Origin of the sequence: Streptomyces liliifuscus (assembly GCF_016598615.1) — a bacterium.
GTDB classification, from domain to species: Bacteria; Actinomycetota; Actinomycetes; order Streptomycetales; family Streptomycetaceae; genus Streptomyces; species Streptomyces liliifuscus.
The window spans coordinates 8,040,483-8,067,134 of sequence record NZ_CP066831.1; the positions used below are offsets into that span (position 1 = coordinate 8,040,483).

The window sequence follows — 26,652 nt, forward strand, 5'->3', positions numbered from 1 at the left end:
GGTGCCCCCAACTAGCTTCGCTCGCACACGAAGATCGCCGAGCCGGGGATGAGGTTTCCCCGAAGGGGCGACCAGCCGCCCCACTCCTGGGTGTTCCAGGCGGGCCACTGCGGCTCGACCAGGTCGACCAGCCGGAAACCGCCCGCCACCACGTCCCGGACGCGGTCGCCGACCGTCCTGTGGTGCTCGACGTACACCGCGCGGCCCGCGTCGTCCTGCTCGACGTACGGCGTGCGGTCGAAGTACGAGGAGGTCACGGTCAGTCCCTCGGGGCCGGGCTCGTCGGGGAAGGCCCAGCGGATCGGGTGCGTGACGGAGAAGACGAACCGGCCGCCGGGCCGCAGCACCCTGTGCACCTCCCGCAGGACCTTCACGGGGTCCGCGACGAACGGCAGCGCCCCGTAGGCGGAGCACGCGAGGTCGAAGGAGGCGTCCGCGAACGGGAGTGCGCCGGCGTCCGCCTCGACGAGCCCCACCCCCTTGGCGCCGATCCGCAGCGCGTGCTGGAGCTGGCGGTGCGAGAGGTCCAGGGCGACCGGACGGGCCCCCTGGGCGGCCAGCCAGCGCGAGCACTGGGCGGCACCCGCGCCGATCTCCAGGACGTCCTTTCCGGCCAGTTCCTCCATCGGTCCGAGCAACTCGGCCTCGATCTCGTCGAGGCCCTCTGGGCCCCACACGAAACGGTCGTCGCCGAGAAACGTGCCGTGCTCGACCTGGTACTCGTCCGCGTTCCGGTCCCACCAGCCACGATTGGCGCGGGTGCTCTCGCCGGACCCCGCCTCCCGTCGTGTCGCCTCGGGCTCGAACGGTTCGGGCTCTTGGATGATCGGCTCCCTCGTACTAATCTGCGGTCTCTTCCGTCCGACCCGTCCGCGGCGGCCGTCACGCAAGGGGTGCCGCAGGGCCCTGGTGGCCTCGTGAGACGGGTCTTGTGCCGGGTATGCGGCGATCCGCCCCGGGTGTGCGCCTTCGCGCATTGACCCTGTCCGGCTGCCCCCGTATGCTACAAGTTGCGCTGCGGGCCTGCGCTCCTCAGACGTAGCAGGCTGCGCTCGCATCTGTTGTATGTCCCCTCGGTTTTCGAGGCGCCACCGGCAAGTGTTCGTCATCGAACACGCCCGGATTCGGCGCTTCCTTGGCTGTCCGGCTTCTTCAGAGCGAAACGGGCTCCCGGCGTAAGCAGTACCTACGACTCACTGTCCGTACCGGAGCCCTTACCCACATGACGAGCAGCACCGAGACCACCGCCACCACCCCGCAGGTTGCGGTCAACGACATCGGTAACGAGGAAGCCTTCCTCGCCGCGATCGACGAGACGATCAAGTACTTCAACGACGGCGACATCGTCGACGGCGTCATCGTGAAGGTCGACCGGGACGAGGTCCTGCTCGACATCGGTTACAAGACCGAAGGTGTCATCCCGAGCCGCGAGCTCTCGATCAAGCACGACGTCGACCCCAACGAGGTCGTCAAGGTCGGCGACGAGATCGAAGCCCTTGTTCTCCAGAAGGAGGACAAGGAAGGCCGCCTGATCCTCTCGAAGAAGCGCGCCCAGTACGAGCGCGCCTGGGGCACCATCGAGAAGATCAAGGAAGAGGACGGCATCGTCACCGGCACCGTCATCGAGGTCGTCAAGGGTGGTCTCATCCTCGACATCGGCCTCCGTGGCTTCCTGCCGGCTTCTCTCGTCGAGATGCGCCGTGTCCGCGACCTCCAGCCCTACGTGGGCAAGGAGCTCGAGGCGAAGATCATCGAGCTGGACAAGAACCGCAACAACGTGGTCCTGTCCCGCCGCGCCTGGCTCGAGCAGACCCAGTCCGAGGTTCGCCAGACGTTCCTCACCACCCTGCAGAAGGGTCAGGTCCGCTCCGGCGTCGTCTCCTCGATCGTCAACTTCGGTGCGTTCGTGGACCTGGGTGGCGTCGACGGTCTCGTTCACGTCTCCGAGCTCTCCTGGAAGCACATCGACCACCCCTCCGAGGTTGTCGAGGTCGGCCAGGAAGTCACCGTCGAGGTCCTCGACGTCGACATGGACCGCGAGCGTGTCTCCCTGTCGCTCAAGGCGACGCAGGAAGACCCGTGGCAGCAGTTCGCCCGTACGCACCAGATCGGTCAGGTCGTCCCGGGTAAGGTCACCAAGCTCGTTCCCTTCGGTGCGTTCGTGCGCGTCGACGAGGGCATCGAGGGTCTGGTCCACATCTCCGAGCTGGCCGAGCGCCACGTGGAGATCCCGGAGCAGGTCGTCCAGGTCAACGACGAGATCTTCGTCAAGGTCATCGACATCGACCTCGAGCGTCGCCGGATCTCGCTGTCCCTGAAGCAGGCCAACGAGTCCTTCGGTGCCGACCCGGCCTCGGTCGAGTTCGACCCGACGCTCTACGGCATGGCCGCGTCGTACGACGACCAGGGCAACTACATCTACCCCGAGGGCTTCGACCCCGAGACCAACGACTGGCTCGAGGGCTACGAGTCCCAGCGCGAGGTGTGGGAGAACCAGTACGCCGAGGCGCAGACGCGCTTCGAGCAGCACCAGGCTCAGGTCATCAAGTCCCGCGAGGCGGACGCCCAGGCCGAGGCCGAGGGTGTCGCCACCCCGGGTGCGGCTCCGGCCGCCTCCGGTGGCAGCGGTGGCGGCGGTTCGTACTCCTCGGAGTCGGACGACAACTCCGGCGCCCTGGCGTCGGACGAGGCGCTGGCCGCCCTCCGCGAGAAGCTGGCCGGAGGCCAGAGCTGATCGCACACCTTCTAGGCAGTAACTAGCTGGTGACTGCGGGCCCGCACCCTTCTGGGTGCGGGCCCGCAGTGCGTTGCCGGTGCCCGGAGCCTCGCGTCGGCCCCGACCGGAGCCTGGAGTTGACCCTGCCCTGGGCCTGCGCACAGGGGGCCTCGCCGGCGCGGGCACGAAGGCGGACGGCCCGCTTCTGCGACGACGGCGTTGCACTGTCATGGCAAGGTCAAAGCCGGTGGCAGCGCATGAGAAGCAGGTAAAAGGGGGCAGCGAACGGGGGTGAGCGGGGAATGCTCGTGTCCTGGTCCGCGTTGTGGAGTACGAACACGAGGAGGAGCGGTCACTGTGCTTGATCCGCAGGGTTTGTACGCATGGGAGCCGAAGGGCCTGGCTGTCGTCGACATGGCGCTCGCCCAGGAGTCGGCCGGTCTTGTCATGCTCTACCACTTCGACGGATACATCGACGCGGGCGAGACCGGCGACCAGATCGTCGACCGGCTGCTCGACTCGCTGCCCCACCAGGTCGTGGCCCGCTTCGACCACGACAGGCTCGTGGACTACCGCGCCCGGCGCCCACTCCTGACGTTCAGGAGCGACCGCTGGGCCGACTACGAGGAGCCCACCCTGGACGTGCGACTCGTCCAGGACGCCACCGGCGCACCGTTCCTGCTGCTGTCAGGACCCGAGCCGGACGTCGAGTGGGAGCGCTTCGCCGCGGCCGTCCAGCAGATCGTGGAGCGCCTCGGCGTGCGCCTGTCCGTGAACTTCCACGGCATTCCCATGGGCGTACCGCACACGCGCCCCGTGGGCCTCACACCGCACGGCAACCGCACGGATCTCGTCCCGGGCCATCGCAGCCCCTTCGACGAGGCCCAGGTCCCCGGCAGCGCCGAGTCGCTGGTCGAGTACCGCCTGATGCAGGCCGGACACGACATCCTGGGCGTCGCCGCCCACGTGCCGCACTACATCGCCCGCTCTCCGTACCCGGACGCCGCGCTGACCGTCATGGAGGCCATCACCGCGGCCACCGGTCTGGTCCTGCCCGGCATCGCACACGCCCTGCGCACCGAGGCGCACCGCACGCAGACCGAGATCGACCGGCAGATCCAGGAGGGCGACGAGGAACTCGTCGCGCTCGTCCAGGGACTTGAGCACCAGTACGACGCCGCTGCGGGCGCCGAGACGCGGGGCAACATGCTGGCCGAGCCGGTGGAGATTCCGTCCGCGGACGAGATCGGGCTCGAATTCGAACGGTTCCTGGCGGAGCGGGAGGGCGACGCGTAGGCGCTCCGCTGAGGGCTCGTATTTGGCTGCGGGTTCGTTGTGGCTGGGCGCGCAGTTCCCCGCGCCCCTGTAGGGCGCCCCGTCGGGGCGATTCCTGTGGCGGGGCCTAAGCTCGTGGGCATGTTGAAGGTTGGTCTGACCGGTGGGATCGGTGCCGGTAAGAGTGAGGTGTCGCGGCTGCTCGTGGAGCACGGCGCCGTGTTGATCGATGCCGACAGGATCGCGCGGGAGGTCGTCGCGCCGGGAACAGCGGGGCTCGCGGCGGTCGTGGACGCCTTCGGCGAGGACGTGCTCGCCGAGGACGGCAGCCTTGACCGGCCCAGGCTCGGATCGATCGTCTTCGCGGACGCCGAGAAGCTCGCCGTGCTGAACACGATCGTGCACCCACTGGTGGGCGCCCGCTCCCGCGAACTCGAAGAGGCCGCCGCGGAGCACTCCGTGGTCGTGCACGACGTCCCCCTGCTCGCCGAGAACGGCCTCGCGCCGCTCTACGACCTCGTGATCGTCGTCGACGCCAGCCCCGAGACCCAGCTCGACCGGCTCGTGCGGCTGCGCGGCATGACCGAGGAGGACGCCCGCGCCCGCATGGCCGCCCAGGCCACGCGCGACAAGCGCCTGGAGATCGCGGACGTCGTCATCGACAACGACGTACCACTGGAAGCCCTGCAGCGGCGCGTACGGGACGTGTGGGCGGATCTGGTCCGGCGGGCCCGGGCGGCCTCGGAATAGTGGGCCCCTCGGGGGCGTTGATTCCGTGCAGTGAGGGAAGGACTCAGCCGTGCCCGAGACCAGCGGATTCACCGGACGTACTCCGGAGACGCATGTCATCGACTTCCGTGCCGCCGAGCAGTTGCTCGCCGCGCGGGATCCGCGGGGTGCGGTGAAGCTGCTGGACCGAGTCATCGCCGCACATCCCGAGAACACCGCGGCCCGGCTGCTGCGCGCGCGTGCCTTCTTCGCGGCGGCGCAACTGCGGCCCGCCGAGCTGGAGTTCACCATCGTGCTGGAGCGCGAGCCGGACAACGCGTTCGCGCACTTCGCGCTCGCCCGCACCTACGAGCGCTCCGGCCGCTCCGACCAGGCCCTACGCCACTTCAGGCTCGCGGCGGCGCTGGATCCGCAGCCGGAGTATCTTGCCGCGGCGCGGTTCGACTCCTGAGGCGCGGGGCGAGTTCTGCGCGCGGGACGACTCCTGACACGAGCCTGTTGGCGCCGAGAAGCTGAGAGCCGGGCCGCGAAGTACGCGAAGTACGCGCTCTAGAGGCGGTGTTCCGGCGGGCGGTACGGCGGGATGTCGGGGCCAGGCTGGTAGTGGGGACCCTGGCGGATGTGTCTGAGGACCATCCACAGGTCGACGGTGACGATCAGCCACAGCACTCCGCAGGCGATCGCCCAGCCCGGCCGCCCGACGAGGAGGAACGCGACCGTCCCCGCGATCGCCCAGACAAGACCCCACACACTGAGCCACAGGCGCGTTCTCAGCACACTGCGCGCAGTCGTCGGTTCACTACCCGTACGCATCGGGACCACTACTCCTACGGGGAAACGTACTCTTCGTGGTGCACGTTCACCAAGAGGCGGACGAACGGGGAGCAACTGTGCTGGTGGAGGAGCTGCGGGCGGACGAGAGGCTCGCCGGATGGCTGAAGGACCTGGAGAGCGAGGGAGAGCCCGACGGTCCACGGGCGGAGGACGTCCTGCCTGACGCGATCGCGCTGCCGGACGTCCTGCTCGACCTGTCCGTGCCGCACGAGTACGTCAACGAACTCGTCGCGCTGCGCGGCAGGCTGGTGGCGGACCCGGAGGCGATGACGCTGCTGCGGCGGTGCGTCGCCCGGTTCGTACGCGGCATGGGGGAGATCGGCAAGGGGTGGGAGCCGCCCGCGTTCCCGGAGTCCACCGGAGCGCTGGGGCGCACCTTCCATGTGTTCGTCTTCCTCGCCGCGCTGCCGTATGTGCGCGCCTATCACCTGCAGCGGGGCGTTCCGGCGGACGTGTCCCGGCGCACCCTCGCCGACCTGGGCCGGCACATGGCCGTGCACCGGCGACGCGTCGGCACCAGCGGGCTGCTGGTGCCCTGGTGGATCGGGCTGCACTTCCACGGGGAGCTGTACCAGCTGGGGCGGCTCCAGTTCCAGCGCGCGCGGCTCGGCGGCCACACGGGGGAGGCGGCCTCGGCCGCGGGACTCGACACCGGCCCCGGAGACCTCTGTCTGAGCGTGCACATCGCCGACTTCCGGGGACCCCTGTCACCGGAGGCCTGCGACCAGTCGCTGGACCTGGCAAGGGAGTTCTTCGCCCGCCACTACCCGGAAGAGCGGTACGCGGTGGCGGAATGCCACTCCTGGCTGCTCGACCGGCAGTTGCAGCGGTACCTTCCGGCGGACTCCAACATCGTGAGTTTCCAGGAGCGGTTCCGGATCGCGTACGAGGAGACGAAGGCGGACGACAAGGGTCCCGTCGGATTCGTCTTCGGCGACCCGGAGCTGCCGGTGGAGGGGTTGCCGCGGCGCACCAGGGTCGAGCGGGCGGTCGGTGACCATCTGCGGGCGGGCGGCCACTGGTACGGCGGGCATGGCTGGTTCGCGTGGTGACCGGACCGGGAGGACCGGGAGAGCCGGGAGAACCGGGAGAACCGAAAGATTTGTGACCGGCTCACGCCATCGGTGGTCAACTGCCGCTCAGTTCCTGGCCAGTTCGAGGTGTCACTCGAACGAGTGGTGTGGGGGGTGGCGGGAACGGGGCGGCGGGCACGGGCCGTTGGGCTGGTATGACGATCGAGATGCGTGAGGGACACGAAGGGACAGGGCCCGGCGCCATCACGCCGGACGGCTGCGCGGTGGAGCTGTACTCGCGCCTGTCCGTCGGGGACGAGCCGGACATCATCGCCGGGGCCGTGCCGGCGGGGGCGCACATTCTCGAACTGGGCAGCGGCGTGGGGCGTATGACCCACCCGCTCCTGGAGCGGGGATTCACGGTGACGGCGGTGGACGAGTCGGCCGAGATGCTGGAGCGGGTGCGTGGGGCGCGCACGATATGCAGCCCCATCGAGACACTCGACCTGGCGGGGGAGAGGTTCGACGTGGTGATGCTCGCGTCGTTCCTCGTGCACGACGGAGACGACGCGGTGCGGCGCGGGCTACTCGACGCCTGCCGGAGCCATGTCGCGGACGACGGGTGCGTGCTGATCCAGCGCGAGGGGGAGGACTACCACACGAATCTGCCGCGCGAGCGGCAGGATCCGAGCGGGTTCACGATCCGGATTCTGTCGGCGGAGCCGGTCGGGAACGGGGTCAACTCGGTGCGGGCGGAGTATGTGTTCCCGGACGCGGTATGGACGCAGACGTTCCTCGCCCGACCGCTCACGAAGGAGGCGTTCGAGGAGGCGCTGGGGGAGGCGGGGTTGAAGGTCGACCGGTATCTGACGGAGGACCGGGTGTGGGTGCGGGCGGTGCCGGCGTGACGGTCTGACGACTTGAAGTGGTGAAGCCCCTTGCGGGGCAACGAGTTCTTCGTGCGGCGATGAGTTTCGGACACCGGGCCGGTCTTCCTCTGTGACAGCAACGCGCACCGCTTCTCACAGGAGGCCCCCATGTTCGAGACCACTGCCACCGTCACCTCCGGCACCGGCACCGGCACCGGCACCGGCACCGGCCCCCGTACGGTCATCGCCGAGTCGGCGACCGCTCGTGGGCGTCGTGCCCGCCTCGCCCTGCGGGGACTGCAGGTGCTGCTCGCTCTCTTCTACGCGTTCGCGAGCGCGCTTCCCAAGCTCATCGCGCACCCCTCGGCGGCCGAGGTGTTCAACGAGATGGGCTGGGGCAGCGCGGGGATGTACAGCATCGGTGTGCTCGAACTGGCCGGTGCCGTCGCGCTGTTGATCCCGGTGCTCTCGTCGGTGGCGGCGGTGTCGCTGGGCGCGCTGATGGTGGGCGCGTTCATCACCCAGGTCACGGTGTTCGGAGGGGAGAACGCGGCGACCCCGCTCATTCTCATACTCCCGCTGGCTCTCATAGCCTGGGCCCGGCGAAGGGATGCCGCCGAGCTGTCGAGGCTGATCCGCCGACGCGCCTGAGCGCGGACGGGGTTCGGACGGCCGTCCGGCGGGGCCTACCAAGGCCCTGCCGGACGCTGGGCTGCCTGCTCGCCGTGGAGTTCCGGGTGCCGAATCCGAGGTGCCGGGTCTGGGCATGCCCCTTCAGGGGCGCGGGGAACTGCGCGACCAGCCACGGACGGCCCGCACCCAGCGTCCTAACCCTCCTGCGGCTGCGGCTGCGGCCACGGCCTCGGCCAGGGTCAAGACGTAGGAGGCGCCCCGGGGCCACCATCAGGCGCCCCAAGCCCCCGCAGCCGTTCCAGTTCCCGCCGATCCCGCTTGGTGGGCCGCCCCGTACCCCGGTCACGGACACCCGCCGGGGCGACGGCCTCGCGAGGCGGAGGCGGCGGACTGTTGTCGACAAGGCACTCGGCGGCGACCGCCGCCCCGACCCGCTTACGGATCACACGCTTCACGACCACGACCCGCTCCCGGCCGTCGTGCCGCAGCCGGACCTCGTCGCCGACGCGGACGGTGTGCGCGGGCTTGACGCGTTCGCCGTTCACCCGGACATGGCCTCCGCGGCAGGCGCTGGCACCCATCGAACGCGTCTTCACGAGGCGTACGGACCAGATCCAGCTGTCGACGCGCACGGTCTCACCGGTCGCGGGCGCGGCCGCGACCGCTTTCTCGGCCACGTTCGCGTCGGCCACGTTCGCGTCGGCCCCGGCGGCGTCGGAGCCGCCCCCGCCGGTCCCGTCCTTGCCGTTGCCCTGAGTCCCTGAAGCCATGGTCCGACCTTAGTCCTCGACGGCCGGGCAGTCGGAACCGTTTTCCGCCGGGCATACCGTGGAGGCATGGAGCAGGAGCGCAGCCTGGCCGAGTTGGACGAGCGGATCGCCGGGTGTCGGGCCTGCCCGCGGCTGGTCGACTGGCGGGAGGAGGTGGCCCGGACGAAACGGGCCGCCTTCGCGGACTGGACGTACTGGGGCCGCCCGGTGCCGGGCTTCGGGCCGCCGGACGCCTCGCTGCTGGTGGTCGGACTCGCGCCCGCGGCACACGGCGGGAACCGTACCGGGCGGATGTTCACGGGAGACCGGTCCGGGGACGTGCTGTACGCGGCGCTGCACGATGTGGGGCTGGCCTCCCGGGCCACCTCCGTGAGCATCGACGACGGGCTTGCCCTCCACGGCGTACGCGTCACCTCACCCGTGCACTGCGCGCCGCCCGCCAACAAACCGACGCCGGAGGAGCGGGACACCTGCCGCCCCTGGCTGGTGAGCGAACTGCGGCTGCTCAGGCCCACCCTTCGCGCGGTCGTCGTGCTCGGTGCCTTCGGCTGGCAGGCCGCGCTGCCCGCGTTCGCCGAGGCGGGGTGGACGGTGCCCCGGCCCCGTCCTGCCTTCGCACACGGGGCACGGGTCACGTTGGAGGGCCCCGATCGGCCGCTGGAGCTCTTCGGCTGCTTCCACGTCAGCCAGCGCAACACCTTCACGGGTCGGCTCACCCCCGAGATGCTGCGAAACGTGCTGCGCACGGCGGCGAAGGCGGCGGACCTGCCGACCCGAACGTACGAGGGCTAGCGTCGCGCCCGGTCCCGTTCGCCCGCCGACTGCACGAACTGCAGCTCAAGGGTGGCCGGGGGAGGGGCGATACCGGGGCCGCCGGCCTGCGCCCAGCGGAGTATCTCGTCGGTGCAGTCGTCGCCCATCGACCAGCCGATCCAGACGGGCCGGCCGCCTCGCCTGCGGCCCTCTCCCGACGGCTGTACGACGATGATGTTGGCTTGATCGCACGGGCCGAGGCAGTCCGTCGTACGGACCGCGAGGCGGCCGGCGGAAGCCTCGGCCGCCGCGCGCAGCCGGTCCAGCTGCCACTCGTGGTCGTAGTCCGGGTACTTGCGCGCGTCGCCGCAGCAGCAGCCGCGGCAGACGACGAGCGTGCAGGGACGGGTCCTCGCGGCACCTATGGCCGTACGGACGGTCACACTTCTCCCTCGGAGCCGGAGCCGGAGCCGGAGCCGGAGCCGGAGTTGGCGTTGGCGTTGGTACTGGCATGGGCGGCGGGGCCGGGCCCGGTGTCGCCGTCGCCGTCGCCGAAGAGGTGGCGCACTGTCGAGCGGTAGTTGGCCTGTACGTGGGCCAGGGCGCGGGCGCGGGCTCGTTCACGGTCGCCGGAGGCGATGGCCGCGTACAACTCGCGGTGTTCGGCCAGGAGTTGGGGCCACTCCTCGTTCTGGCGGGTGAGCCAGCGCAGTCGGCCGTCGACCGGCTCCATCACGGAGATCAGCAGACTGTTGCCGGCCATCGCCAGGATCCGGTCGTGGAAACGGGTGTTGATGTCGGTGATCGCCTCCGCGTCGTCCGCGCGGGTCGCGGTCGCCGCACGGTCGAGGAGCTCCTCCAGCTCGGCGAGATCGGCCCGGGTGGCGCGCTGCGCGGCCAGACCGGTGGCGTACACCTCCAAGGCCTCACGCAGCTCGAAGAGTTCCGCGACGTCCGTCGGGGTCAGGCGGCGTACGACCGTGCGGCGCGGGGTCTCGAAGAGGACGAAGCCCTCCGCGACCAGGGCCCGGATCGCCTCGCGGACCGGTACGCGGGAGACCCCGAACCGCTCGGCCAGCTCGCGTTCGACCAGCCGGTCGCCGGGCAGCAGCCGCCCGGCGATGATCTCCTGCCGCAGCGAGCCGAGGACCCGCTCGCGTACCGCCCCCAGCGGTTCCACCGTTGTCATGGGTCCATCCTCGCCGAACCAGGGACGGTTTTACCGAGCTGTAACCGTACGGACATGGCGAGATGTCGTCGGCGGCGAGACCATGACGTCAGTTTGGTATACCAAAACTGCGAGCGGCTGCTCCTCGGCCTCAGCTCTCAGCCTCCCCCACACTCGCCACGCTCCCCGCAGTCCTCCCGTCGTCCCCTCGCTCATGGAGGCCTTGTGTCCCTCGCCGATCCAGCCACAGCCACCGGCACACCGGCGTTCGTCCCCGATCCCCGGCTCACCAACGAAGACCTCGCGCCCGCGGGCAAGCGAAACTGGAAGGTCTTCGACCTCTTCGCCATGTGGATGTCCGACGTCCACAACCTCGGCAACTACACGTTCGCGGCGGGCCTGCTGGTCCTCGGTATGAACGTCTGGCAGATCTTCACGTCCCTGCTCGTCGGCTTCGTGCTGATCTACGTCGGCATGAACTGGATGGGGAAGATCGGACAGCGCCACGGCGTGCCATTCCCCGTGATCAGCAGGATCAGCTTCGGCGTGTGGGGCGCCAACATCCCGGCCTTGATCAGGGCCGTCATCGCCATCATGTGGTACGGCATCCAGACCTATCTGGCCTCCGTCGCCGTCAACATCATGCTGCTCGCGGCCTGGCCCGGCCTGGAGTCCTGGACCCACAGCTCCTTCCTCGGCCTCGACGCGCTCGGCTGGGTGTCCTTCCTCTCGCTGTGGCTGCTCCAGGCGCTGATCATCAGCCAGGGCATGGAATCCGTACGGAAGTTCCAGGACTTCTGCGGTCCGGCCATCTGGCTCGTCATGATCGCCCTCGCGATCTGGATCCTCGCCAAGGCCGACTGGACCATCTCGCTCACGACGACTCCGAACCCGGTCTCCGTCGGTGAGCAGTGGCGCCAGTGGTTCGGCGCGATCGGGCTGATCCTCGCCACGTACGGCACGCTGATGCTCAACTTCTGCGACTTCTCGCGCTTCGCGCCCGACTACAGGACGGTCAAGCGCGGCAACTTCTGGGGCCTGCCCATCAACTCGACCGCCTTCGTGATCGTGTCGGTCATCGTCACGGCCGGCTCGCTGGAGGTGTTCGGCAAGGCGATCACCGACCCGGCCCACCTGGTCGCCGAGATCGGCAACACCTGGGTCCTGGTGCTGGGCGCGCTGACCTTCGCCATCGCCACCATGGGCGTCAACATCGTCGCCAACTTCGTCTCGCCCGCGTACGACCTGGCCAACGTCTGGCCGCAGAAGATCACCTTCAAGGTCGGCGGTCTGATCAGCACGGTGGCCGCGCTGGTGGTGACCCCGTGGAACCTCTTCTCCAACCCCACAGTCGTCCAGTACTTCCTCGGCGGTCTCGGCGCCTTCCTCGGCCCGCTGTTCGGTGTGATCATGCTCGACTACTTCTGGGTCAAGCACGGCCGCATCGACGTCGACGAGCTCTTCAACGCCGAGCCCGGATCGCGCTACTACTACCGCAAGGGCGTCAACCCCAAGGCCCTGTGGGCGTTCCTGCCCGCGGCGGCGGTCTCGGCGGTGCTCGCACTGGTGACGACCTTCAGCGAGGTCGCCCCGTACTCGTGGTTCATCGGGACGGCCCTGGCCGCCGGGCTGTACGCGCTCCTGTGCCGCTCCGAGCGCGCCGCGGCCGCCGTCACCGAGCCGGCGTCGGCTTCGACCTCGGCTCCCGTGGAGGGCTGAACGTGCGGATCGTCGTCACCAACTGCAACACGACGCAGGGGATGACCGAGGAGATCGTGCGAGGTGCCCGGGCCGCTGCAGGCCCGGGCACCACCGTGCTCGGACTCACCCCCGCCTGGGGACCCGAGTCCGCCGAGGGCTGGCTCGACAGCTATCTCTCGGCGGCCGCCGTCATCGACACCCTGCGGACGTACGAGGGTCCGTACGACGCCGTCGTCCTGGCCGGCTTCGGGGAGCACGGGCGCGAGGGCGTACGGGAACTCGTGGACGTACCCGTCGTCGACATCACCGAGGCGGCCGCCCATCTCGCGTGTCTGCTCGGGCGGCGGTACGGCGTCGTCACCACGCTGGAGCGGTCGGCCGGGCAGATCGAGGACAGCCTGTACGGAGCCGGGGTGGCCCAGAACTGTGCCGCCGTCGTGGGCACCGGGCTCGGCGTCCTCGACCTCGGCGACTCGGAGCGTACGGAAGCCGCCTTCGTGGCCGCCGCCGAGCGGGCCCGGGACGCGGGCGCCGAGGTCCTGGTGCTCGGGTGCGCCGGGATGACCGGGCTGCAGCGGGCGGTGGGGGACAAGCTGGGGCTGCCGGTCGTCGACGGGGTGGGCGCCGCGGTGAAACTCGCCGAGTCGCTGGTGTCGCTGGGCCTGACGACGAGCAGGGCGGGAAGCTACGCCAAGCCCCTGCCGAAGCGGCGTACTTGGGGGCCGCCGTCGGAGTGATTCTCCGGGCCCCCGAGGCGGCGAACGAGGTGGCCGGGCGCGGCTGACCGCAGACTCCGGGGGAGCGGTGCCGGCACGTGGGCGGTGCCCCGCAGAGGAGTCGCCGCCGTTGCCTCCGGCGGTGGGAACGGAGTCGGTCGTGGTCGCTGGTGTGGGTCCGGGTGCCTGTGTCCGGTTGCTTGCTGGTGGCCGGGGTCAGGGTCGGGGCCGAGGCCGTGCCGGGGGGCGGGTCCGGGTGGTTGCCGGTGTGCTTGCCGCTCTGGTGGTCGCCGCGTCGACGGTCGTGTGTGGTGCCGGGACTTCGGGTGCACGTGAGGCGTCGGGTGCACGTGGGGTGTCGGGTGCACGTGGGGTGTTCGGTGTCGGTCCGGCCGGTCCGGACGTGAAGGGGCGCGACGCCGTGGATTCCTTCTGGGTCGATCCCCGTTCCCGCGCCGCCCTGCAGGCCGCCGAATGGCGACTCACGGGACGGACCGCGGACGCCCTGCTCATGGACCGGATCGCCACGCGTCCCCAGGCCGAGTGGCTCAACGGCCCCGCGTCCCGGGCGGTGGTACGGGCCCGCACCACCGCCGCCGCACGACAGGGACGTACGGCCGTACTCGTCGCGTACTACATCCCGCACCGCGACTGCGGGTCCTACTCGCAAGGCGGGGCCCGGAACGCCGCGGGCTACCGGAAATGGGTCGACGAGTTCGCGGCGGGGCTCGGCGACCGGGACGCGTATGTGATCGTCGAACCGGACGCCGTGGCGCAGACGGTGGCGGGCTGCGCCTCGGTCGTGGCCGAGGAACGGTACGCGCTGCTGGCGTACGCCGTGGACCGTCTCAAGCGGCAGCCCGGTACTCGTGTCTACCTCGACGCGGGCAACTCCGCCTGGCTGCCGGACACTTCGCGACTGGTCGAGCCACTGACACAGTCGGGCATCGCCCGCGCCGACGGCTTCGCGCTGAACGTCTCCAACTTCCAGACGGACGCGGCCAGTTCCGCGTACGGGAATCAGCTGTCGGCGGCTCTCGGCGGCAAGCACTTCGTGATCGACACCAGCCGCAACGGCAACGGGCCCTACACCGGCACCGATTCCTGGTGCAATCCGCCCGGCAGGGCCCTGGGAACACCGCCGACCACGGCCACGGGCGCCCCGCTGATCGACGCCTATCTGTGGATCAAGCGGCCGGGCGAGTCCGACGGCACCTGCCGGGGCGGCCCGACCGCCGGGCAGTGGTGGCCGTCGTACGCGCTGGAGCTGGCCCGGAACTCCCGCGGCTGAACCGGGCTGGTCCAGGAGGTCAGTCGGTCGAGGGGGTGTCGTCGAGGACGCGGTCGTCGAGGTGTGCCGAGAAGTGGTCCGCCTGCCGCGCCATGATGTCCCGCATGGACGTGCCGCGCGGTACGTCGTACACCGTGCCCGGGAAGTCCAACTCCCTTTGCACCTCCCACAGTTCGTCATGCCGGCCAGGCGCGAAGAGCTGGGCCTCCGGGGCCCCGACGGCGATCCAGCCGATGGGTACGACCGAGCCGGGCGGCAGGATCGAGTTGACCTGCAGCACGCTGTTGATCCGCAGCTCCGAACCGGCGCCCGCGACGGCTCCGGGGAAGACGGAGGCTCCGGTGGCCACGAAGACCTCGTCCTCGATCCGGGCGCCGTTGACATGGGCGTGCGGTCCGATCAGTACGGCGTTTCCGATGAGCGCGGGGTGGCGCCGCCGTCCCCGTACGAGGGCGTTCTCCATCACGACGACGTCATCGCCGGTCCTCACCTCCCCGTCCTCCGCGGTGAGCACGGCACCGTGCAGTACACGGGCCCGTTCGCCGAGGGTGACCGCGCCACAGAGGACGGCGGTCGGCGCGACGTACGCGGAGGCCGGGACGACGGGGCGCTGCCCGCGGTGTTCGATCAGCATGGGGGGACTCTAGGCCTGGTCGGAAGCGGGGTCCGGGACCACGGCCGTGGCCGTGATCTCCACGAGCTGGCCGGTGTATCCGAGGCACGAGACGCCGAGGAGGGTGGAGGAGTGCGGGCCGACGCTGAGGCGGGAGGCCTCCACGACCTCCCACACCTCGGAGAGCACCGCGGGGTCACCGCTCACGACATACACGTCGGTGTACGCGACGTGCTCGAAGTCGCTGCCGATCGCCCGGAGTTGCTCGCCCAGGTTCGCGATCACCCGCTCGGCCTGCCGTACCGGATCGCCCGGGCCGACGAGCTCGCCGTCGTCGTTGAGAGGCACGGACCCGGCGAGGAAGGCGAGACGCGTGCCCGCTTCGACGACGGAGGCGTGGGAGTAGGTGGGCGGCTTGAAGAGGGTGGGGACGGTGACGCGCTTCAGCATGGGTGGCCTCCCGCGGACGGATCGGTGGATGTCGAGGGAATCGGTGGCTGTTGAGGGGCAACCCGCCGATCATGCGGCCCCGGCTTGCGGGGCCGCATCCGAATATCCTCCGCCGATCCTCCGCGAGGTGTTGTCGGCCACCGTCGGCCGTCACCTGATGGCCGACTCGGCCGTCACCCGATGGTGGGCTGGGCAGTCACCTGGTGGTGAACTGGGCCGTCCCCAGGGTCGCGAACCACTCGCGTATCAGCTTCTCGTCGTTCGTCGCCGCGAGTGAGAGGAGCAGCAACAGCCGGGCCTTCTGCGGGCTCAGGTCCTCGGCACCTATGACGCCGGTGGTGCCGGTCGAGTCGTACACCGCGCCCGATCCGGTACGGGTGGTCGACGCGAACGTCACCCCCTTCTTCACCGCGTCCGTCCGCGCGGTCGACATCGCGGGTGATATGCCCCCGGCGCCCGTGCCCGCCGTCACGACCCCCTTGGCGCCGCCGTCCGCGAATGCCTTGATCGCCTCGCCGCCCGCGTCCTGGTACGAGTACGCGATCTCCACCTTCGGCAGCGGCTTGCTCTCCTCCTTTGTCTTCTCCTTTGTCTCCTCCTTGGCGCTCACCCTGCCGACGATCCGGTCCAGGTCGAAGGGCGTACGCCAGCCGGCCTTGCCGCACTTCTGGACGCGGGCCGGTGCCCGGTTGAGCCTGATGTTGTCCTGGTCGACCGTGCCGAGCACCCCGGAACGTCCGCTCTCGAAGGTGTCCATGCGCAGTGCGTTGGTCTTGCGGACCTCCCGGGCGGCCTGGATCTCGTCGTTGAGCATGACGACGGTTCCGAAGCACTTGGTCTTGCGGCTCGCGGCGAGCTTGATGGCGTTGTAGAGGTTGGCCGGCGCGTCCGTGCCGATGACGGTCCACGGCCGCATCGATCCCGTGAGGACGACCGGCTTGTCGCTGCGCACGGTCAGGTCGAGCCAGTACGCGAACTCCTCCATCGTGTCCGTACCGGTGGTGACCACGACGGCGTCGTTCTTCTTCAGCGCGGCGTCCACGGATGCGGTGAGCTTGCGGTAGTCCGCGATGGAGTACCCGCTAGACCCTTTGTTCCCGAACTGCTCGGTCGTCACGTCGGCCAGGCCGTCCACCTCCGGCCGCAGCTCGTCCACCATCTTGGAGATCGCGAGCTGCCCCGACCGGTAGTCCTGGAACGAGACGCGGTTCGTACTGACCCCGGAGATGGTCCCGCCCGTACCGATCACCGCCACTTCGGGCAGATCCTTCCTCTCCTCGGCATGGGCGCTCGCGCCTGCCAGCGAGACTCCGGCGGCGACGGCGAACGAACAGAGCAAAGCGGCTGTACGGTGGGCGATTTTCACGGGTGGCACGGCTCCTTGCGGGTCGGTGATCGGCGCTCGCCCGCCGACCGTAGGAAGCGGTGTTTTCCCGGGCGTTGCGTGTAGGTGTCAATCACTGTGCGCGCCGATCTCCCCGGCCGGCGGGCCGAGTTGCCGGTCGCGCACCTGCCGCTCGCACTCCTCCGCGAGCTCCGGATACGCCTCGGCGATGGCGGCGTGGATCCGCTGCCGCAGGTAGTCGACCTTCCATTGGTCGAGCGATGCACGATCGCTGCTGGGAGGGCTGGGAGGGCTGGGAGGGCTGGGAGGGCTGGGAGGGCTGGGAGCGCTGGGAGGGCTGGGAGCGCTGGCAGGGCTGGGAGGGCTGGAGGTGTCGAGGGTGCCTGCGGTGCCTGCGATGGCTGTGGTGCCTGCGGCGTCTGTGGCGGTCTCGGTCTCCCGCCGGGCGCGGTGCTCGACGGCTCGTCGCGTCAACTCACCGGCGTCCATCCGCGGTACTTCGATGGGCGCGGCCAGAATCCGGGCCAGTACCTCCCGCCGCCGGCGCGCCACGGCCTCCCGCCCTCTGCGGCCCACGGCCTTGCGCACCGCACCTGATCGCCGCGCCGCGAACGCCGCTCCCGACCGGAACTCCGCGCTCTCCTCGGCGGCTTCGACCCGCTCGACGCGATACATCCGGATCCAGGGCGCCGAACGGAAATGCGGATGCGCACTCAGCCGGTCGGGCTCCCCCAACAGCCGGCGCACTGTCCCGTCGGACCACCCCCGCGCCCGCAACCCGGCAGCCGAGACATGCGTACGAGCCGGTTCCCTCTGTGATTCCCCCGGATCGGGCGCACCCTGCATCGTCATCACTACCTCCCCCGTCGTGACGCTGCGTGACACATCAATTCGTAACGCACGCCACTGACAATCAGGAGAAAGAGCAGGTCAGAGTGGTTCAGGCAGTTCAGAGGAGGTCAGGGCAGGTCAGACGGTGGGCTGAGGCTCCCAGCCCTGGTTCCGCAGCACGTCCGACACGTCCGGAGCCCGGTAGTGGTCCCCCTTGAGGACCTTGCCGTCGGCCCGGCGGCTCACGCGCCCGTCGGGCCCCAGCTTCGTCATGTTGGCGCGATGGATCTCGGCGATCACCGCGTCGAGGTCGATGCCGTGGACGAGCGCGGTGCCGTACGCGACGTACACGACGTCCGCGAGCTCGTGCGCCAGCCGGTCGAGCGGCCCGGCGACGGCGACCTCCGCCACCTCGGCGGCCTCCTCGGCCAGCAACTCGCCGCGATGGGCCGCGAGTTCAGGGGAGACCTCGGTGGGTGTCGTGCGGGCGTCGAGTCCGAAGGCCAGATGAAATTCATGGACGAGACGTGCGGGGGAGGAGGGGGAGGAGTGCATCCGGGGATTTTATCGAGGGGCGTCGACAGGGCCGGTAACCGGAACCCCTATGCTCCGTTGAGTCTTCAAGCATGGCTGGAGTGTGGGCCCCATACGCCCCGCCGCCGTCAGGAACGACCAGGAACACCAAAGGAAGCCCCATGACTGTTCCCCCCACCACCCCCACCCCTCCCACTCCTTCCTCCTCTCCCACGTCCCACCGTGCCCGGTCCCGCGTCACGCGGCGCGGGCTGATCGGTGCGGCGGGCGCGGTCGCGGCGGGCGCCGCGCTCACCCCCGTCGTGATGGCCAACACCACCTCGGACGCGGCCGGTTCGGACACCACCGACGCCGAGCCCGGTACGACCTCCGAGACCTTCCCGAAGACCCGCGCCAAGGAGGCCACGGGCGAGGCGCCGGTGGAGGCCGCCTTCCCCATCGGTTACGTGGGCGTGCGCTGGGCCGGCACCCGTGAGGCCACCGGCGGCGGCATCCGGTTGACCGACGCCGACGGCGGCAAGGGAGCCTGGAAGTCCCTGAGCGGCAACGGCTGTTCGGACAGCAACGGCGGCGCGCTGCTCATCCCCGTCGACCGGGCCGCGGGCTACGAGCTGAAGGCGCCGGACGGAGCCACCGGGCTGCGTTCGCTGGCCATCGACACGACGCGCGGCCCGAGCCGCAAGGTGGCGGTTCCGGCGGACACGACCCGGGTGCGTGGTGTCGCCTACCTCTCGCGGGCGGCCTGGGGCGCGGACGAGAAGCTCCGCTTCAAGCCGGACGGCACGGAGAACACGCCGACGGCGTACTACCCGTTCCAGACGTTCACGGTCCACCACACCGCCACAGCCAACGATGACCCGGACCCGGCCGCCACGGTGCGCGCGATCTACCAGCTCCACGCGATCACGAACGACTGGGGCGACATCGGCTACCACTTCCTCATCGATGCCAAGGGCACCGTCTACGAGGGCCGTTACTCGGGCGACGACGGCGTCGCGGCCCACGACGCCGACGGCAAGCTCGTGACCGCCTTCCACGTGGGCGGTTTCAACTCGGGCAACCTCGGCATCGCCCTCCTCGGCAACCTGATGGAACAGGGCCCGACCGACGCCGCCCGCGCGTCCCTCACCAGCCTGGTCCGTGCCTTGACCCGCTTCCACGGGGTCGACCCCCAGGCCCAGGTCACGTACACCAACCCGATCAACGGCACCACGAAGGACGTCCACGAGATCAGCGGCCATCGCGACTGGCTGTCGACGGAGTGCCCGGGCGACGTGATGTACGGGGAGCTCGCGACGCTGCGAAAGGCTGCGGCGGGCACCGGCTGAACAGCATCGCCGGGTGCCGCGGGGGTACCGTCTGGTGCCCCCGCATCGCTGTCTCCCGCGCTGCCCTCCCCGTACGCAATACGTCCGTCGGGCACGGGCGTTCGGGATCACTCCCACCGGAGTGTCCGCCCGACCTCGCGTACGGGGATGGACCGGTACTGGCGCACGCGGAAACGGCCGGACGGCGTACGAGGACACGGATGCGCGCTGATTCAGGAGCCCCGGCAGTCGACGTACGGCACAGCTCTCACGCCTTCGGCCGGAGGACGGGAGCGGGCGCGCCGATGCGCGACTCGCCCGCCCCACGCGACCCGCACGAGTGGCCTCGCGTGGCCGCTCCATGCCCGCTAGGGATGGCTTCCGTAGGCCTCGACGGAGACCAACGGAGACCACACGGGGGACGGAGTCGACCATGACGACGGAACGACCGCAGCCGAATCCGCAGCCGAATCCGCGGCGGAATGCGCAGCCACAGCCTGACGACATCGGTGGAATCCTCATCCACCGCGGGCTGCGCGAGGAACTGAGCCGGCTGGCGGACGCCGCCGAGTCCGGCCGACGGGCCGAACGGGTCCAGGAACAGATTGAGCTGGTGATCGCCGTTCTCCATCAGCACCACCATGGCGAGGACGAAAAGCTTCACCCCCTGGTACGTGACCGGGAGCCGAGCATCGGCACCATCCTCGACGAGCTGGAAAAGGAACACACCCTCATCCAGAAACTCGCCGACGACGCGGCCGACCGCACCCGCCCCCTTCCCGAACGCGCCCCGGTCATCCGCGAACTGCTGGACGTCCTGCGCCCTCACCTCGCCCTGGAGGAGGCCGAGGTCTTCCCGGCGATCACTCGCCAGATCAGCCAGGCCGAGTTCGAGGAGTTCGTCAAGGGCGAGCTCAAGGCAGCGGGCCCCCGACTGCCCGCCCTCTTCGGCATGCTCCTGCACTACGCCCTGCCCGGCGAACGCAAACGCTTCCTCGCGGATGTGCCCACGCTGATCGCGCTGCTGTGGAGGGCGTTCTGGAGGCGGGGATACGAGCGGAGGGTGGCGCGGGTTTATGGGTGAGCGCGTGCCATAAAGGGGCGCACCCCGGGGAGTCCTCGGTTGCCGTGCGGGGGCGTTGTCGGTCGCTCCGGCTACCGTGGAAACCCTTACGCGTATTCGAAGGGGGCCCGATGGACGCGGAGTTGGCGGCGCTGGCGGCGGCCGGGGCGACGGCGCTCGTGCAGCAGATGGTGACCGACGGCTGGGCGAACGTACGGGATCGGGTCGTCGTTCTCTTCTCGCGAGGCCGGGACGAGCAGGCCGTCGTGGGCGAGTTGGAGGAATCGCGGGCCGATCTCGTCGCCGCGAGGGACGCCGACGACGAGGAGGCCGCGGCGGACGTCCAGGCGTCCTGGCGCACCCGCCTCCGGCGCACGCTGCGCGACGATCCCGCGGCCGCCGCCGAACTCCGCGCCCTGCTGGACGAGTTGACCCCGCCCTCCACGGCCCCCGCCCCGGGCTCCCTCCGCAACACCATCACGGGCGACGTGCGGCACAGCGCCGTGGTCCAGGCGCACACGGTCAGCGGCGGAGTAACGATCGGAGTGCCACCGCGACGACTGTGACGCGCACCCCGCGACGATCGTGACGCGCACTCCCGGAGCGCGGCCCGCGCCTGGAATGACAGCGTCGTGATTGACGCCCTGTCCCCGTGACCACGAGCCCTGTGGCCGAGAGCCCTGTGAGCAGCGACCCTATGAGCAACAACCCTGCGAGTGAGCGACCGCCTGTGAACGACCATGCTTTCCTCGACACCGTCACCGACCGCCTGGCCGCCCTCCCGGCGGTCCGGGCGGTGGCGCTCGGCGGCTCCCGGGCCCAGGGCACGCACACGCCCGACAGTGACTGGGACCTGGCCGTCTACTACCGCGGCGACTTTGCCCCCGCCGCCCTCCGCGCCATCGGCTGGGAGGGCGAGGTCTCAGAGATCGGCGGCTGGGGAGGCGGTGTCTTCAACGGCGGCGCGTGGCTCACGATCGACGGCCGCCGCGTGGACGTCCACTACCGAGACCTCGACGTCGTCGAACACGAGCTGGCGGAGGCGGAGGAGGGCCGCTTCCACGTAGAGCCGCTGCTCTTCCACCTCGCCGGAATCCCCAGCTACCTGCTGGTCGCCGAACTGGCCGTCAACCAGGTGCTCCACGGCACACTGCCCCGACCGGCGACCTACCCGGAGAAGCTCCGCCCCACCGCCCACACCCGCTGGCACGACACCGCCCGCATGACCCTCGCCTACGCCAAGGTCAACCACGCCCCGAACGCCCGCCGCACAGAGGTCGCAGGCGCCATCGCCACAGCCGCCATGCAGGCCGGGCACGCGGTACTGGCGGCACGGGGCGAGTGGGTGACGAACGAGAAGCGGCTGCTGGAGCGGGCGGGATTGAGGGGCGTCGACGACATCATCGGCTCCCTGTCCGCGGAATCGGACGTGGCTCCGTTGCTCCAGGCCATTGAGGCGACCCAGGCGCTCTTCGAAAGGGCGAGTCCGCAACGGACGACGAACTCCTGACCCTGACAACGAACTTCATAGCGTAAGGAAATACAGAGTGCGGGTGCTCATCTCCCCCTCGTACGGGAGTGCCGGGACACGACGCCATTGGGCGGACACGGTCGATCAGCTGGTGGACTTCACGCTCCCGCGCTACGACGCGGTGCTCACCACCGAACAGCGCGACCAACTCCGGGCATTGCACGAGGACGGGAACGCCCGGTTCTGGGGCGCGACGCCCGCGCATGACCGGAAGCTGGCCGACGTGGTCACCGGCGACGTGGTTCTGTTCACCGGCCAGAACCAGGTGCGCGCGATAGGCGAGGTGGGGGCGATCTTCCGCAATCGCGCGCTCGCCGATCTCCTGTGGCCGCCGCGGGACGGTGAGCAGAGCTGGCACACCGTCTACAGCCTCTTGGACTTGGTGCCGACAGACATTCCGTACGTGGAGCTGAACGCCGCCATCGGGTACAGCCCCGCGTACAACTTCCCTGGCCAGATGGTTCTGCGGGACGACAAGGCACGTTCGGTACTGGAAGATTTCATGATCACGCCGGACACGGAATGGCAGACGCTGGTCCCGCAACTGACCGGGCGGCAGTCGGGCATTCGGGACCGGGATGTGGTGCGAATTGCGGCCATGGAGGAACTGCGGACGCATCGGACCGGGTATCGGCGGAGCCGACGGCTGATCGTCGTCGATCGCCGCGAGGCGGTACTGGTTCGCGAGTATCGGCAGCATCTCGCTGATCGTGGTCTGACGGCCCAGCGGTTCTACTGTGCTTCCGGTATCAGCGACATGTATGTCGAAAGCGTCGATGGCTCGGAAGTGATAGAGGCCAAGAGCACGGCGAGTCACCTCCATGTGCGTCAAGCCCTGGCCCAGCTTCTCGACTACGGACCGCACAGCCCGGTTCCCGCACAACGGCTCACAGGGTTGTTCCCCGAACTGCCGGCGCGTGAGGACGTGGAGCTGTTGCATCGCTATGGCGTCGACTGCGTCCACCGGGAGAGCCCGGGCGTCTTCCGGAGGCTGCCCGCGGTGAGCGAGCGGCGGATCGTGATGCGTGAGATCTGGTCCGGAGCGGACCACGTCGCCGAATAACCCTTGGAAAAGGTCAAGTTGACACTGCTACCGTCACCGACGTGGCGAAACTCAATCAGATCATCGCGGTCGAGAAGGGCATCAAGTCCAAGTCTCATCAGGACCTGACGGCTGCTCATCATGGGCTGCAGAAGCCGGCGTTGCTGGCCGGTATCTCGCGTACGTATCAGCCCAAGGACGAGGAGGGTGAGCAGTTGCCGCCCGAGTCGACTCGGGTGCAGGTGCAGGCCGAGGATGTGCTGCGGGACACCGCGGCCACGCTGACCCGGCTGTTCGACGTGACCGCCACCAAGGACTGGGCCAACTGCACGGCCCGCGCGGACGTCAAGGTGGACGGGCGGGTGCTCGTCGCCGACGTTCCGGTGTCCTATCTGCTCTTCCTGGAGAAGCAGCTCACCGATCTCAACACCTTTGTGCGGAAGCTGCCCGTGCTCGACGCCTCCGAGTCGTGGGTGCAGGACCCGTCGACCGACGCGTGGAAGACCGAGCCGGTCAGGACGCTGCGTACGAAGAAGGTCCCGCGCAACCACGTGAAGGCGGAGGCGACCGACAAGCATCCGGCGCAGGTCGAGGTGTACTACGAGGACATCCCTGTCGGGTACTGGACGACCGTGAAGTTCTCCGGCGCCCTGCCCGCCCGCCGCGTCAACGAACTGCTCGACCGTGTCGAGAAGATGCAGCAGGCCGTCAAGTTCGCCCGGGAAGAGGCGAACGGCGCCGACGTCACCGACCAGCGCGTCGGGGACGCCGTGTTCGGCTACCTGTTCGGGTAGCCTCAGAGACTCCCCGGCCAACAAGAAGGACGGCCGGGGTGCGCGAGGAGCGCAAGCTGAAACTGAAGCTTGTCGTGACTTCGCGGTTCCAGTGGAGGTTCGAGTCCTCCCCGCGGCACCAACCCGGCACCCGTACCTCTCGTACAGCCCGTACAACTCGTACGAGGTGCCCATCGCGCCGCGGTAGCCCAACTGGCAGAGGCAGACCGCGATCAATCTCAGACTATTGCTCCAGACTCAGCATTCGCCGCCGATCGCCGGATCGACCGGACTCAGGCTCCGGGCGTCGAAATGCCGGTTCAAGTCCGGCCCGCACAGCTCGATGTGCGGTGGTCCAAAGGCAGGACGCGGCGACATAACACTGACCTGAGTTCTCAAGCGTGCCGGTGTGCGACATGGGTGGCATCACAGGGCTCGGAGGCCGGCTACGCCTCCGAGCCCGCTCCCGTCCGCCCGCGATGCGATGGGCTCGCCCGGACTGCCTCTGCCGCTGCAGGGCCGCCGCTGCCTGACCGCCTCCGGAAGGCGTGCGCCGGGCCCGCCCCCGATTGCGTACATAAAGAACGCGGCCATCACGACATTCGTCACACCCGCGAAACGCATAGGTCCCTTACTCTCCAGGAACCCGACCTACCGTAAGCACCACCGCCCAGGCCGACGTCGCCCGAAGGCATGCCATCCGCAACCGCCCTCGTCCCGACAGGAGCCCCGTGCCCGTGCCGCGACCTTTCTCCGTTGCCCTGCCTCCCTGGCTCACGCATGCGCTGCGTGCGCAAAGGGGGCCCGTGCCGTGGAACGCCGTTGTGCGCGGGGCGCTCGCCGCCGGGCCGCTGTTGCTCGTGGCCGTGGTCGTCGGGCAGGAGTCCGTCGGGGTCATGGCCGCTCTGGGAGCCATGCTCGCCGGGATCAACGACCGGCCCGGGAGCCGGCGGACCGCCGTGCACCGCATCGGGGTGCCCGGGCTCGCCGGGGCCGCGGGGCTCGTCGTGGGCACGTACGCGGGAGAGGGCCTCGGAGCCGTTCCGCTGACCTTGATACTCACCGCCCTCGGTCTGCTCGCCGGGGCCGTGAGCGCCATTGGGCCCGTGTCCTCCGGGGCCGGTACGCAACTGCTCGTCGCCGCGGCCATCGGGGCAGGAATGCCACTGCCCGAACCCGGGTGGCAGCGGGCGTTGTTCTTCCTGGCCGGAGCCGCCTGGCTGATCGTGCTGCGGCTGGTGCTGCCCACGCCCGGCGCCCTCGCCCATGACTTCCGGTTCGACGGCGAGCGGGTGGCCGTCGCGGATGTCTACGACGCCATCGCCGAGTTGCTCGCCGCCGCCGGCGGCGAGCAGGCCGGGGCCCGTCGGGCCGCCCTCACCGCCGCGCTCGATCACGCACAGGACGCGCTCGCCGGGCCGAGGCTGCGGCGGTACGCCAGTTCCTCCGCCGAGCGGCGGCTGCGGGCGCAGTACGCCGCCGCGCTGCCGCTCGCCGAGGCCGCGACCGCCCTGGCCTGGGCCGGAGACCCGCTGCTCGCCCGTACGGCGGAGGGGCCGCGACGGCTCGCCGCCGCCGTACGGACCGGCGAGCCCTGCGGACCGCTGCCCGCGCCCGCCCGGTCCGTACCCGGACTGCGCGCCCTCGACGACGCACTCCTGCACGCCGCCGAGACCTTCGACCGCGGCGGCAAGAAGTCCGGCGGCCGGCAGATCGACGGGAACACGGCCGGTGACGAACACGGCGCTGCCCCCCACAGCGACGCCGGCACCAACCCCCTCGACCGTGGCGCCCGGCAGACCGCGCACAAGGGACTGCGCCTGCGACCCTTCCGCACCAAGGCCCTGCTCCGCACCGTCACCGGCGCGGGCGGCCGTGAGTACGGCTTCCGCGTCGCCCTCTCCTACGGAGCCAGCGCGGCCGTCGCGCAGGCCCTGCACCACGTGCACTGGTACTGGCTGCCCGCCACCGCCGTCTTCCTCGTGAAGCCGGACCTCGGTCCGCTCGTCTCGCGCGTGCTCAACCGGGCGGCCGGCACCGTCCTGGGCGCCCTCGTCTTCGCGGGGTTCGCGGCCGTGCTGCCCCGCCCCGAGGGGCTGGTGGCGCTCGTGGCGATCAGCGGCGCCCTGATACCCGTCGCCACCAGGCACTTCGCCGCGCAGACCGCCGTCGTCACCGTCCTCGTACTCGCCCTCGTGATGGTCGGCGGGGAGCCGGAAGCCTCCTGGAGCCGTATCGGCGAGACGCTGCTGGCCTGCGCGATCGTGCTGATCGTGGGCCATCTGCCGGCTCCGGGACAGCGCGGCGGGAACGTGAAGACCCGCCTCGCCCTCGCCACCGACGCCGCCCACGCGTATCTCACCCACGTGCTGAGCGGCGCCGACGACCGCGCCGCCCGCTGGGCGCTGCGCCGCGAGGCCTACCGGAAGCTGGCCGAGGCCCGTGCCGCGATCGACCGGGCCGCCGCCGAACTGCCCACCCTGGCCCGGCACACGGAAGGCACCGACGAGGTCGCCGCCACCCTCGAACGCCTCGTCGACACCACCACCGCCTGCGCCGTCCACCTCGACGACACGGGCCGGCTCACCCCGCGGCACACCGAGCGCCTCGCCACCCTCCTCGACGAACTCGTGGAACAGCGCGAGCGCGCCGGCCTCGCGGACCCGCCGGCCAACCTCCTCAGCGCCTGAGCGGC

General features: G+C 70.1%; 28 protein-coding genes. 18 read left to right on the forward strand and 10 right to left on the reverse strand.

What is annotated here, in order from left to right:
- Positions 1–11: 11 nt before the first annotated feature.
- The gene (locus JEQ17_RS34605) at positions 12–977 is read right to left on the reverse strand and encodes a class I SAM-dependent methyltransferase (RefSeq protein ID WP_234048482.1); all 966 of its coding nucleotides are present in this window, start codon (positions 975–977) and stop codon (positions 12–14) included.
- Positions 978–1,222: 245 nt separating this feature from the next.
- Between JEQ17_RS34605 and rpsA the strand changes: the two genes are divergently transcribed.
- From rpsA to JEQ17_RS34625, 4 genes are all read left to right on the forward strand, one after another.
- Positions 1,223–2,734, forward strand: coding sequence for a 30S ribosomal protein S1 (rpsA, locus tag JEQ17_RS34610; protein WP_055617517.1), 1,512 nt, complete (start codon positions 1,223–1,225; stop codon positions 2,732–2,734).
- 339 nt (positions 2,735–3,073) lie between these two features.
- Positions 3,074–4,012: a PAC2 family protein gene (locus JEQ17_RS34615; RefSeq protein ID WP_200398920.1), complete on the forward strand. Its 939-nt coding sequence runs from the start codon at positions 3,074–3,076 to the stop codon at positions 4,010–4,012.
- 120 nt (positions 4,013–4,132) lie between these two features.
- Entirely contained in the window at positions 4,133–4,741 is a 609-nt protein-coding gene (coaE, locus tag JEQ17_RS34620; protein ID WP_200398921.1) for a dephospho-CoA kinase, read from the forward strand.
- A 49-nt stretch (positions 4,742–4,790) separates the two neighbouring features.
- Positions 4,791–5,171: a tetratricopeptide repeat protein gene (locus tag JEQ17_RS34625; RefSeq protein ID WP_055617514.1), complete on the forward strand. Its 381-nt coding sequence runs from the start codon at positions 4,791–4,793 to the stop codon at positions 5,169–5,171.
- A gap of 98 nt (positions 5,172–5,269) precedes the next feature.
- Here the strand turns inward: JEQ17_RS34625 and JEQ17_RS34630 are convergent, their stop codons facing one another.
- Positions 5,270–5,533, reverse strand: a complete 264-nt coding sequence (locus tag JEQ17_RS34630) for a DUF6343 family protein (protein WP_200398922.1) — start codon at positions 5,531–5,533, stop codon at positions 5,270–5,272.
- A gap of 131 nt (positions 5,534–5,664) precedes the next feature.
- Here JEQ17_RS34630 and JEQ17_RS34635 point away from each other — a divergent pair, with 131 nt between their 5' ends.
- The 3 genes from JEQ17_RS34635 (at position 5,665) to JEQ17_RS34645 (ending at position 8,087) form a co-directional block, all read left to right on the forward strand.
- Positions 5,665–6,606, forward strand: coding sequence for an acyltransferase domain-containing protein (locus JEQ17_RS34635; protein ID WP_234048810.1), 942 nt, complete (start codon positions 5,665–5,667; stop codon positions 6,604–6,606).
- Between the two features lie 176 nt (positions 6,607–6,782).
- A complete protein-coding gene (locus tag JEQ17_RS34640) occupies positions 6,783–7,475 on the forward strand; it encodes a class I SAM-dependent methyltransferase (RefSeq protein ID WP_200398923.1) in 693 nt (230 codons plus the stop codon).
- Between the two features lie 129 nt (positions 7,476–7,604).
- Positions 7,605–8,087, forward strand: coding sequence for a DoxX family protein (locus JEQ17_RS34645; protein WP_200398924.1), 483 nt, complete (start codon positions 7,605–7,607; stop codon positions 8,085–8,087).
- 221 nt (positions 8,088–8,308) lie between these two features.
- Here the strand turns inward: JEQ17_RS34645 and JEQ17_RS34650 are convergent, their stop codons facing one another.
- Positions 8,309–8,839: an RNA-binding S4 domain-containing protein gene (locus tag JEQ17_RS34650; RefSeq protein WP_200398925.1), complete on the reverse strand. Its 531-nt coding sequence runs from the start codon at positions 8,837–8,839 to the stop codon at positions 8,309–8,311.
- 66 nt (positions 8,840–8,905) lie between these two features.
- Between JEQ17_RS34650 and JEQ17_RS34655 the strand changes: the two genes are divergently transcribed.
- On the forward strand, positions 8,906–9,631 hold the full coding sequence (locus JEQ17_RS34655) for a uracil-DNA glycosylase (RefSeq protein WP_200398926.1): 726 nt from the start codon (positions 8,906–8,908) through the stop codon (positions 9,629–9,631).
- Here the strand turns inward: JEQ17_RS34655 and JEQ17_RS34660 are convergent.
- The gene (locus tag JEQ17_RS34660) at positions 9,628–10,035 is read right to left on the reverse strand and encodes a (2Fe-2S) ferredoxin domain-containing protein (protein WP_200398927.1); all 408 of its coding nucleotides are present in this window, start codon (positions 10,033–10,035) and stop codon (positions 9,628–9,630) included. The two genes, JEQ17_RS34655 and JEQ17_RS34660, sit on opposite strands and share 4 nt — an antisense overlap.
- On the reverse strand, positions 10,032–10,781 hold the full coding sequence (locus tag JEQ17_RS34665; protein WP_200398928.1) for a GntR family transcriptional regulator: 750 nt from the start codon (positions 10,779–10,781) through the stop codon (positions 10,032–10,034). Before JEQ17_RS34665 ends, JEQ17_RS34660 begins: the two co-directional genes overlap by 4 nt.
- A gap of 204 nt (positions 10,782–10,985) precedes the next feature.
- On the opposite strand from JEQ17_RS34665, the gene JEQ17_RS34670 reads away from it, so the two are divergent.
- From JEQ17_RS34670 to JEQ17_RS34680, 3 genes are all read left to right on the forward strand, one after another.
- Entirely contained in the window at positions 10,986–12,479 is a 1,494-nt protein-coding gene (locus tag JEQ17_RS34670; RefSeq protein ID WP_200398929.1) for an NCS1 family nucleobase:cation symporter-1, read from the forward strand.
- A 2-nt stretch (positions 12,480–12,481) separates the two neighbouring features.
- Positions 12,482–13,198, forward strand: a complete 717-nt coding sequence (locus tag JEQ17_RS34675; RefSeq protein ID WP_200398930.1) for an aspartate/glutamate racemase family protein — start codon at positions 12,482–12,484, stop codon at positions 13,196–13,198.
- Between the two features lie 235 nt (positions 13,199–13,433).
- A complete protein-coding gene (locus tag JEQ17_RS34680) occupies positions 13,434–14,468 on the forward strand; it encodes a glycoside hydrolase family 6 protein (RefSeq protein WP_407700109.1) in 1,035 nt (344 codons plus the stop codon).
- 19 nt (positions 14,469–14,487) lie between these two features.
- On the opposite strand, the gene JEQ17_RS34685 is transcribed toward JEQ17_RS34680, so the two are convergent.
- The 5 genes from JEQ17_RS34685 to JEQ17_RS34705 all read right to left on the reverse strand — a co-directional run bounded on the left by JEQ17_RS34685 (position 14,488) and on the right by JEQ17_RS34705 (position 18,262).
- Positions 14,488–15,102 carry a gamma carbonic anhydrase family protein gene (locus JEQ17_RS34685; RefSeq protein ID WP_200398931.1) on the reverse strand — a complete coding sequence of 205 codons (615 nt, stop codon included), beginning with the start codon at positions 15,100–15,102 and terminating at the stop codon, positions 14,488–14,490.
- Between the two features lie 9 nt (positions 15,103–15,111).
- Complete coding sequence (locus tag JEQ17_RS34690; RefSeq protein ID WP_200398932.1) at positions 15,112–15,531, reverse strand: RidA family protein; 420 nt, start codon at positions 15,529–15,531, stop codon at positions 15,112–15,114.
- 196 nt (positions 15,532–15,727) lie between these two features.
- Positions 15,728–16,897 carry an asparaginase gene (locus JEQ17_RS34695; RefSeq protein ID WP_200398933.1) on the reverse strand — a complete coding sequence of 390 codons (1,170 nt, stop codon included), beginning with the start codon at positions 16,895–16,897 and terminating at the stop codon, positions 15,728–15,730.
- A gap of 87 nt (positions 16,898–16,984) precedes the next feature.
- Complete coding sequence (locus JEQ17_RS34700; RefSeq protein WP_200398934.1) at positions 16,985–17,728, reverse strand: hypothetical protein; 744 nt, start codon at positions 17,726–17,728, stop codon at positions 16,985–16,987.
- A gap of 117 nt (positions 17,729–17,845) precedes the next feature.
- Complete coding sequence (locus JEQ17_RS34705; protein WP_200398935.1) at positions 17,846–18,262, reverse strand: pyrophosphohydrolase domain-containing protein; 417 nt, start codon at positions 18,260–18,262, stop codon at positions 17,846–17,848.
- A gap of 140 nt (positions 18,263–18,402) precedes the next feature.
- Here JEQ17_RS34705 and JEQ17_RS34710 point away from each other — a divergent pair, with 140 nt between their 5' ends.
- From JEQ17_RS34710 to JEQ17_RS34740, 7 genes are all read left to right on the forward strand, one after another.
- Positions 18,403–19,569, forward strand: coding sequence for a peptidoglycan recognition protein family protein (locus JEQ17_RS34710; RefSeq protein ID WP_200398936.1), 1,167 nt, complete (start codon positions 18,403–18,405; stop codon positions 19,567–19,569).
- Between the two features lie 412 nt (positions 19,570–19,981).
- Positions 19,982–20,632: a hemerythrin domain-containing protein gene (locus JEQ17_RS34715; RefSeq protein WP_200398937.1), complete on the forward strand. Its 651-nt coding sequence runs from the start codon at positions 19,982–19,984 to the stop codon at positions 20,630–20,632.
- A 110-nt stretch (positions 20,633–20,742) separates the two neighbouring features.
- Positions 20,743–21,177, forward strand: coding sequence for a hypothetical protein (locus tag JEQ17_RS34720; protein ID WP_200398938.1), 435 nt, complete (start codon positions 20,743–20,745; stop codon positions 21,175–21,177).
- A 131-nt stretch (positions 21,178–21,308) separates the two neighbouring features.
- A complete protein-coding gene (locus JEQ17_RS34725) occupies positions 21,309–22,121 on the forward strand; it encodes a nucleotidyltransferase domain-containing protein (RefSeq protein ID WP_200398939.1) in 813 nt (270 codons plus the stop codon).
- Positions 22,122–22,233: 112 nt separating this feature from the next.
- Positions 22,234–23,205: a hypothetical protein gene (locus tag JEQ17_RS34730; RefSeq protein WP_200398940.1), complete on the forward strand. Its 972-nt coding sequence runs from the start codon at positions 22,234–22,236 to the stop codon at positions 23,203–23,205.
- A gap of 41 nt (positions 23,206–23,246) precedes the next feature.
- Positions 23,247–23,978, forward strand: coding sequence for a DUF7873 family protein (locus JEQ17_RS34735; protein WP_200398941.1), 732 nt, complete (start codon positions 23,247–23,249; stop codon positions 23,976–23,978).
- Positions 23,979–24,694: 716 nt separating this feature from the next.
- Entirely contained in the window at positions 24,695–26,647 is a 1,953-nt protein-coding gene (locus tag JEQ17_RS34740; protein ID WP_200398942.1) for an FUSC family protein, read from the forward strand.
- Positions 26,648–26,652 lie beyond the last annotated feature (5 nt).

Bases quoted from the DNA above. Each gene is read 5' to 3' on its own strand.
- JEQ17_RS34605 (WP_234048482.1), bottom strand. From the start codon at position 977: ATGCGCGAAGGCGCACACCCGGGGCGGATCGCCGCATACCCGGCACAA.
- rpsA (WP_055617517.1), top strand. From the start codon at position 1,223: ATGACGAGCAGCACCGAGACCACCGCCACCACCCCGCAGGTTGCGGTC.
- coaE (WP_200398921.1), top strand. From the start codon at position 4,133: ATGTTGAAGGTTGGTCTGACCGGTGGGATCGGTGCCGGTAAGAGTGAG.
- JEQ17_RS34630 (WP_200398922.1), bottom strand. From the start codon at position 5,533: ATGCGTACGGGTAGTGAACCGACGACTGCGCGCAGTGTGCTGAGAACG.
- JEQ17_RS34640 (WP_200398923.1), top strand. From the start codon at position 6,783: ATGACGATCGAGATGCGTGAGGGACACGAAGGGACAGGGCCCGGCGCC.
- JEQ17_RS34645 (WP_200398924.1), top strand. From the start codon at position 7,605: ATGTTCGAGACCACTGCCACCGTCACCTCCGGCACCGGCACCGGCACC.
- JEQ17_RS34650 (WP_200398925.1), bottom strand. From the start codon at position 8,839: ATGGCTTCAGGGACTCAGGGCAACGGCAAGGACGGGACCGGCGGGGGC.
- JEQ17_RS34655 (WP_200398926.1), top strand. From the start codon at position 8,906: ATGGAGCAGGAGCGCAGCCTGGCCGAGTTGGACGAGCGGATCGCCGGG.
- JEQ17_RS34665 (WP_200398928.1), bottom strand. From the start codon at position 10,781: ATGACAACGGTGGAACCGCTGGGGGCGGTACGCGAGCGGGTCCTCGGC.
- JEQ17_RS34685 (WP_200398931.1), bottom strand. From the start codon at position 15,102: ATGCTGATCGAACACCGCGGGCAGCGCCCCGTCGTCCCGGCCTCCGCG.
- JEQ17_RS34690 (WP_200398932.1), bottom strand. From the start codon at position 15,531: ATGCTGAAGCGCGTCACCGTCCCCACCCTCTTCAAGCCGCCCACCTAC.
- JEQ17_RS34700 (WP_200398934.1), bottom strand. From the start codon at position 17,728: ATGACGATGCAGGGTGCGCCCGATCCGGGGGAATCACAGAGGGAACCG.
- JEQ17_RS34705 (WP_200398935.1), bottom strand. From the start codon at position 18,262: ATGCACTCCTCCCCCTCCTCCCCCGCACGTCTCGTCCATGAATTTCAT.
- JEQ17_RS34710 (WP_200398936.1), top strand. From the start codon at position 18,403: ATGACTGTTCCCCCCACCACCCCCACCCCTCCCACTCCTTCCTCCTCT.
- JEQ17_RS34715 (WP_200398937.1), top strand. From the start codon at position 19,982: ATGACGACGGAACGACCGCAGCCGAATCCGCAGCCGAATCCGCGGCGG.
- JEQ17_RS34720 (WP_200398938.1), top strand. From the start codon at position 20,743: ATGGACGCGGAGTTGGCGGCGCTGGCGGCGGCCGGGGCGACGGCGCTC.
- JEQ17_RS34725 (WP_200398939.1), top strand. From the start codon at position 21,309: ATGAGCAACAACCCTGCGAGTGAGCGACCGCCTGTGAACGACCATGCT.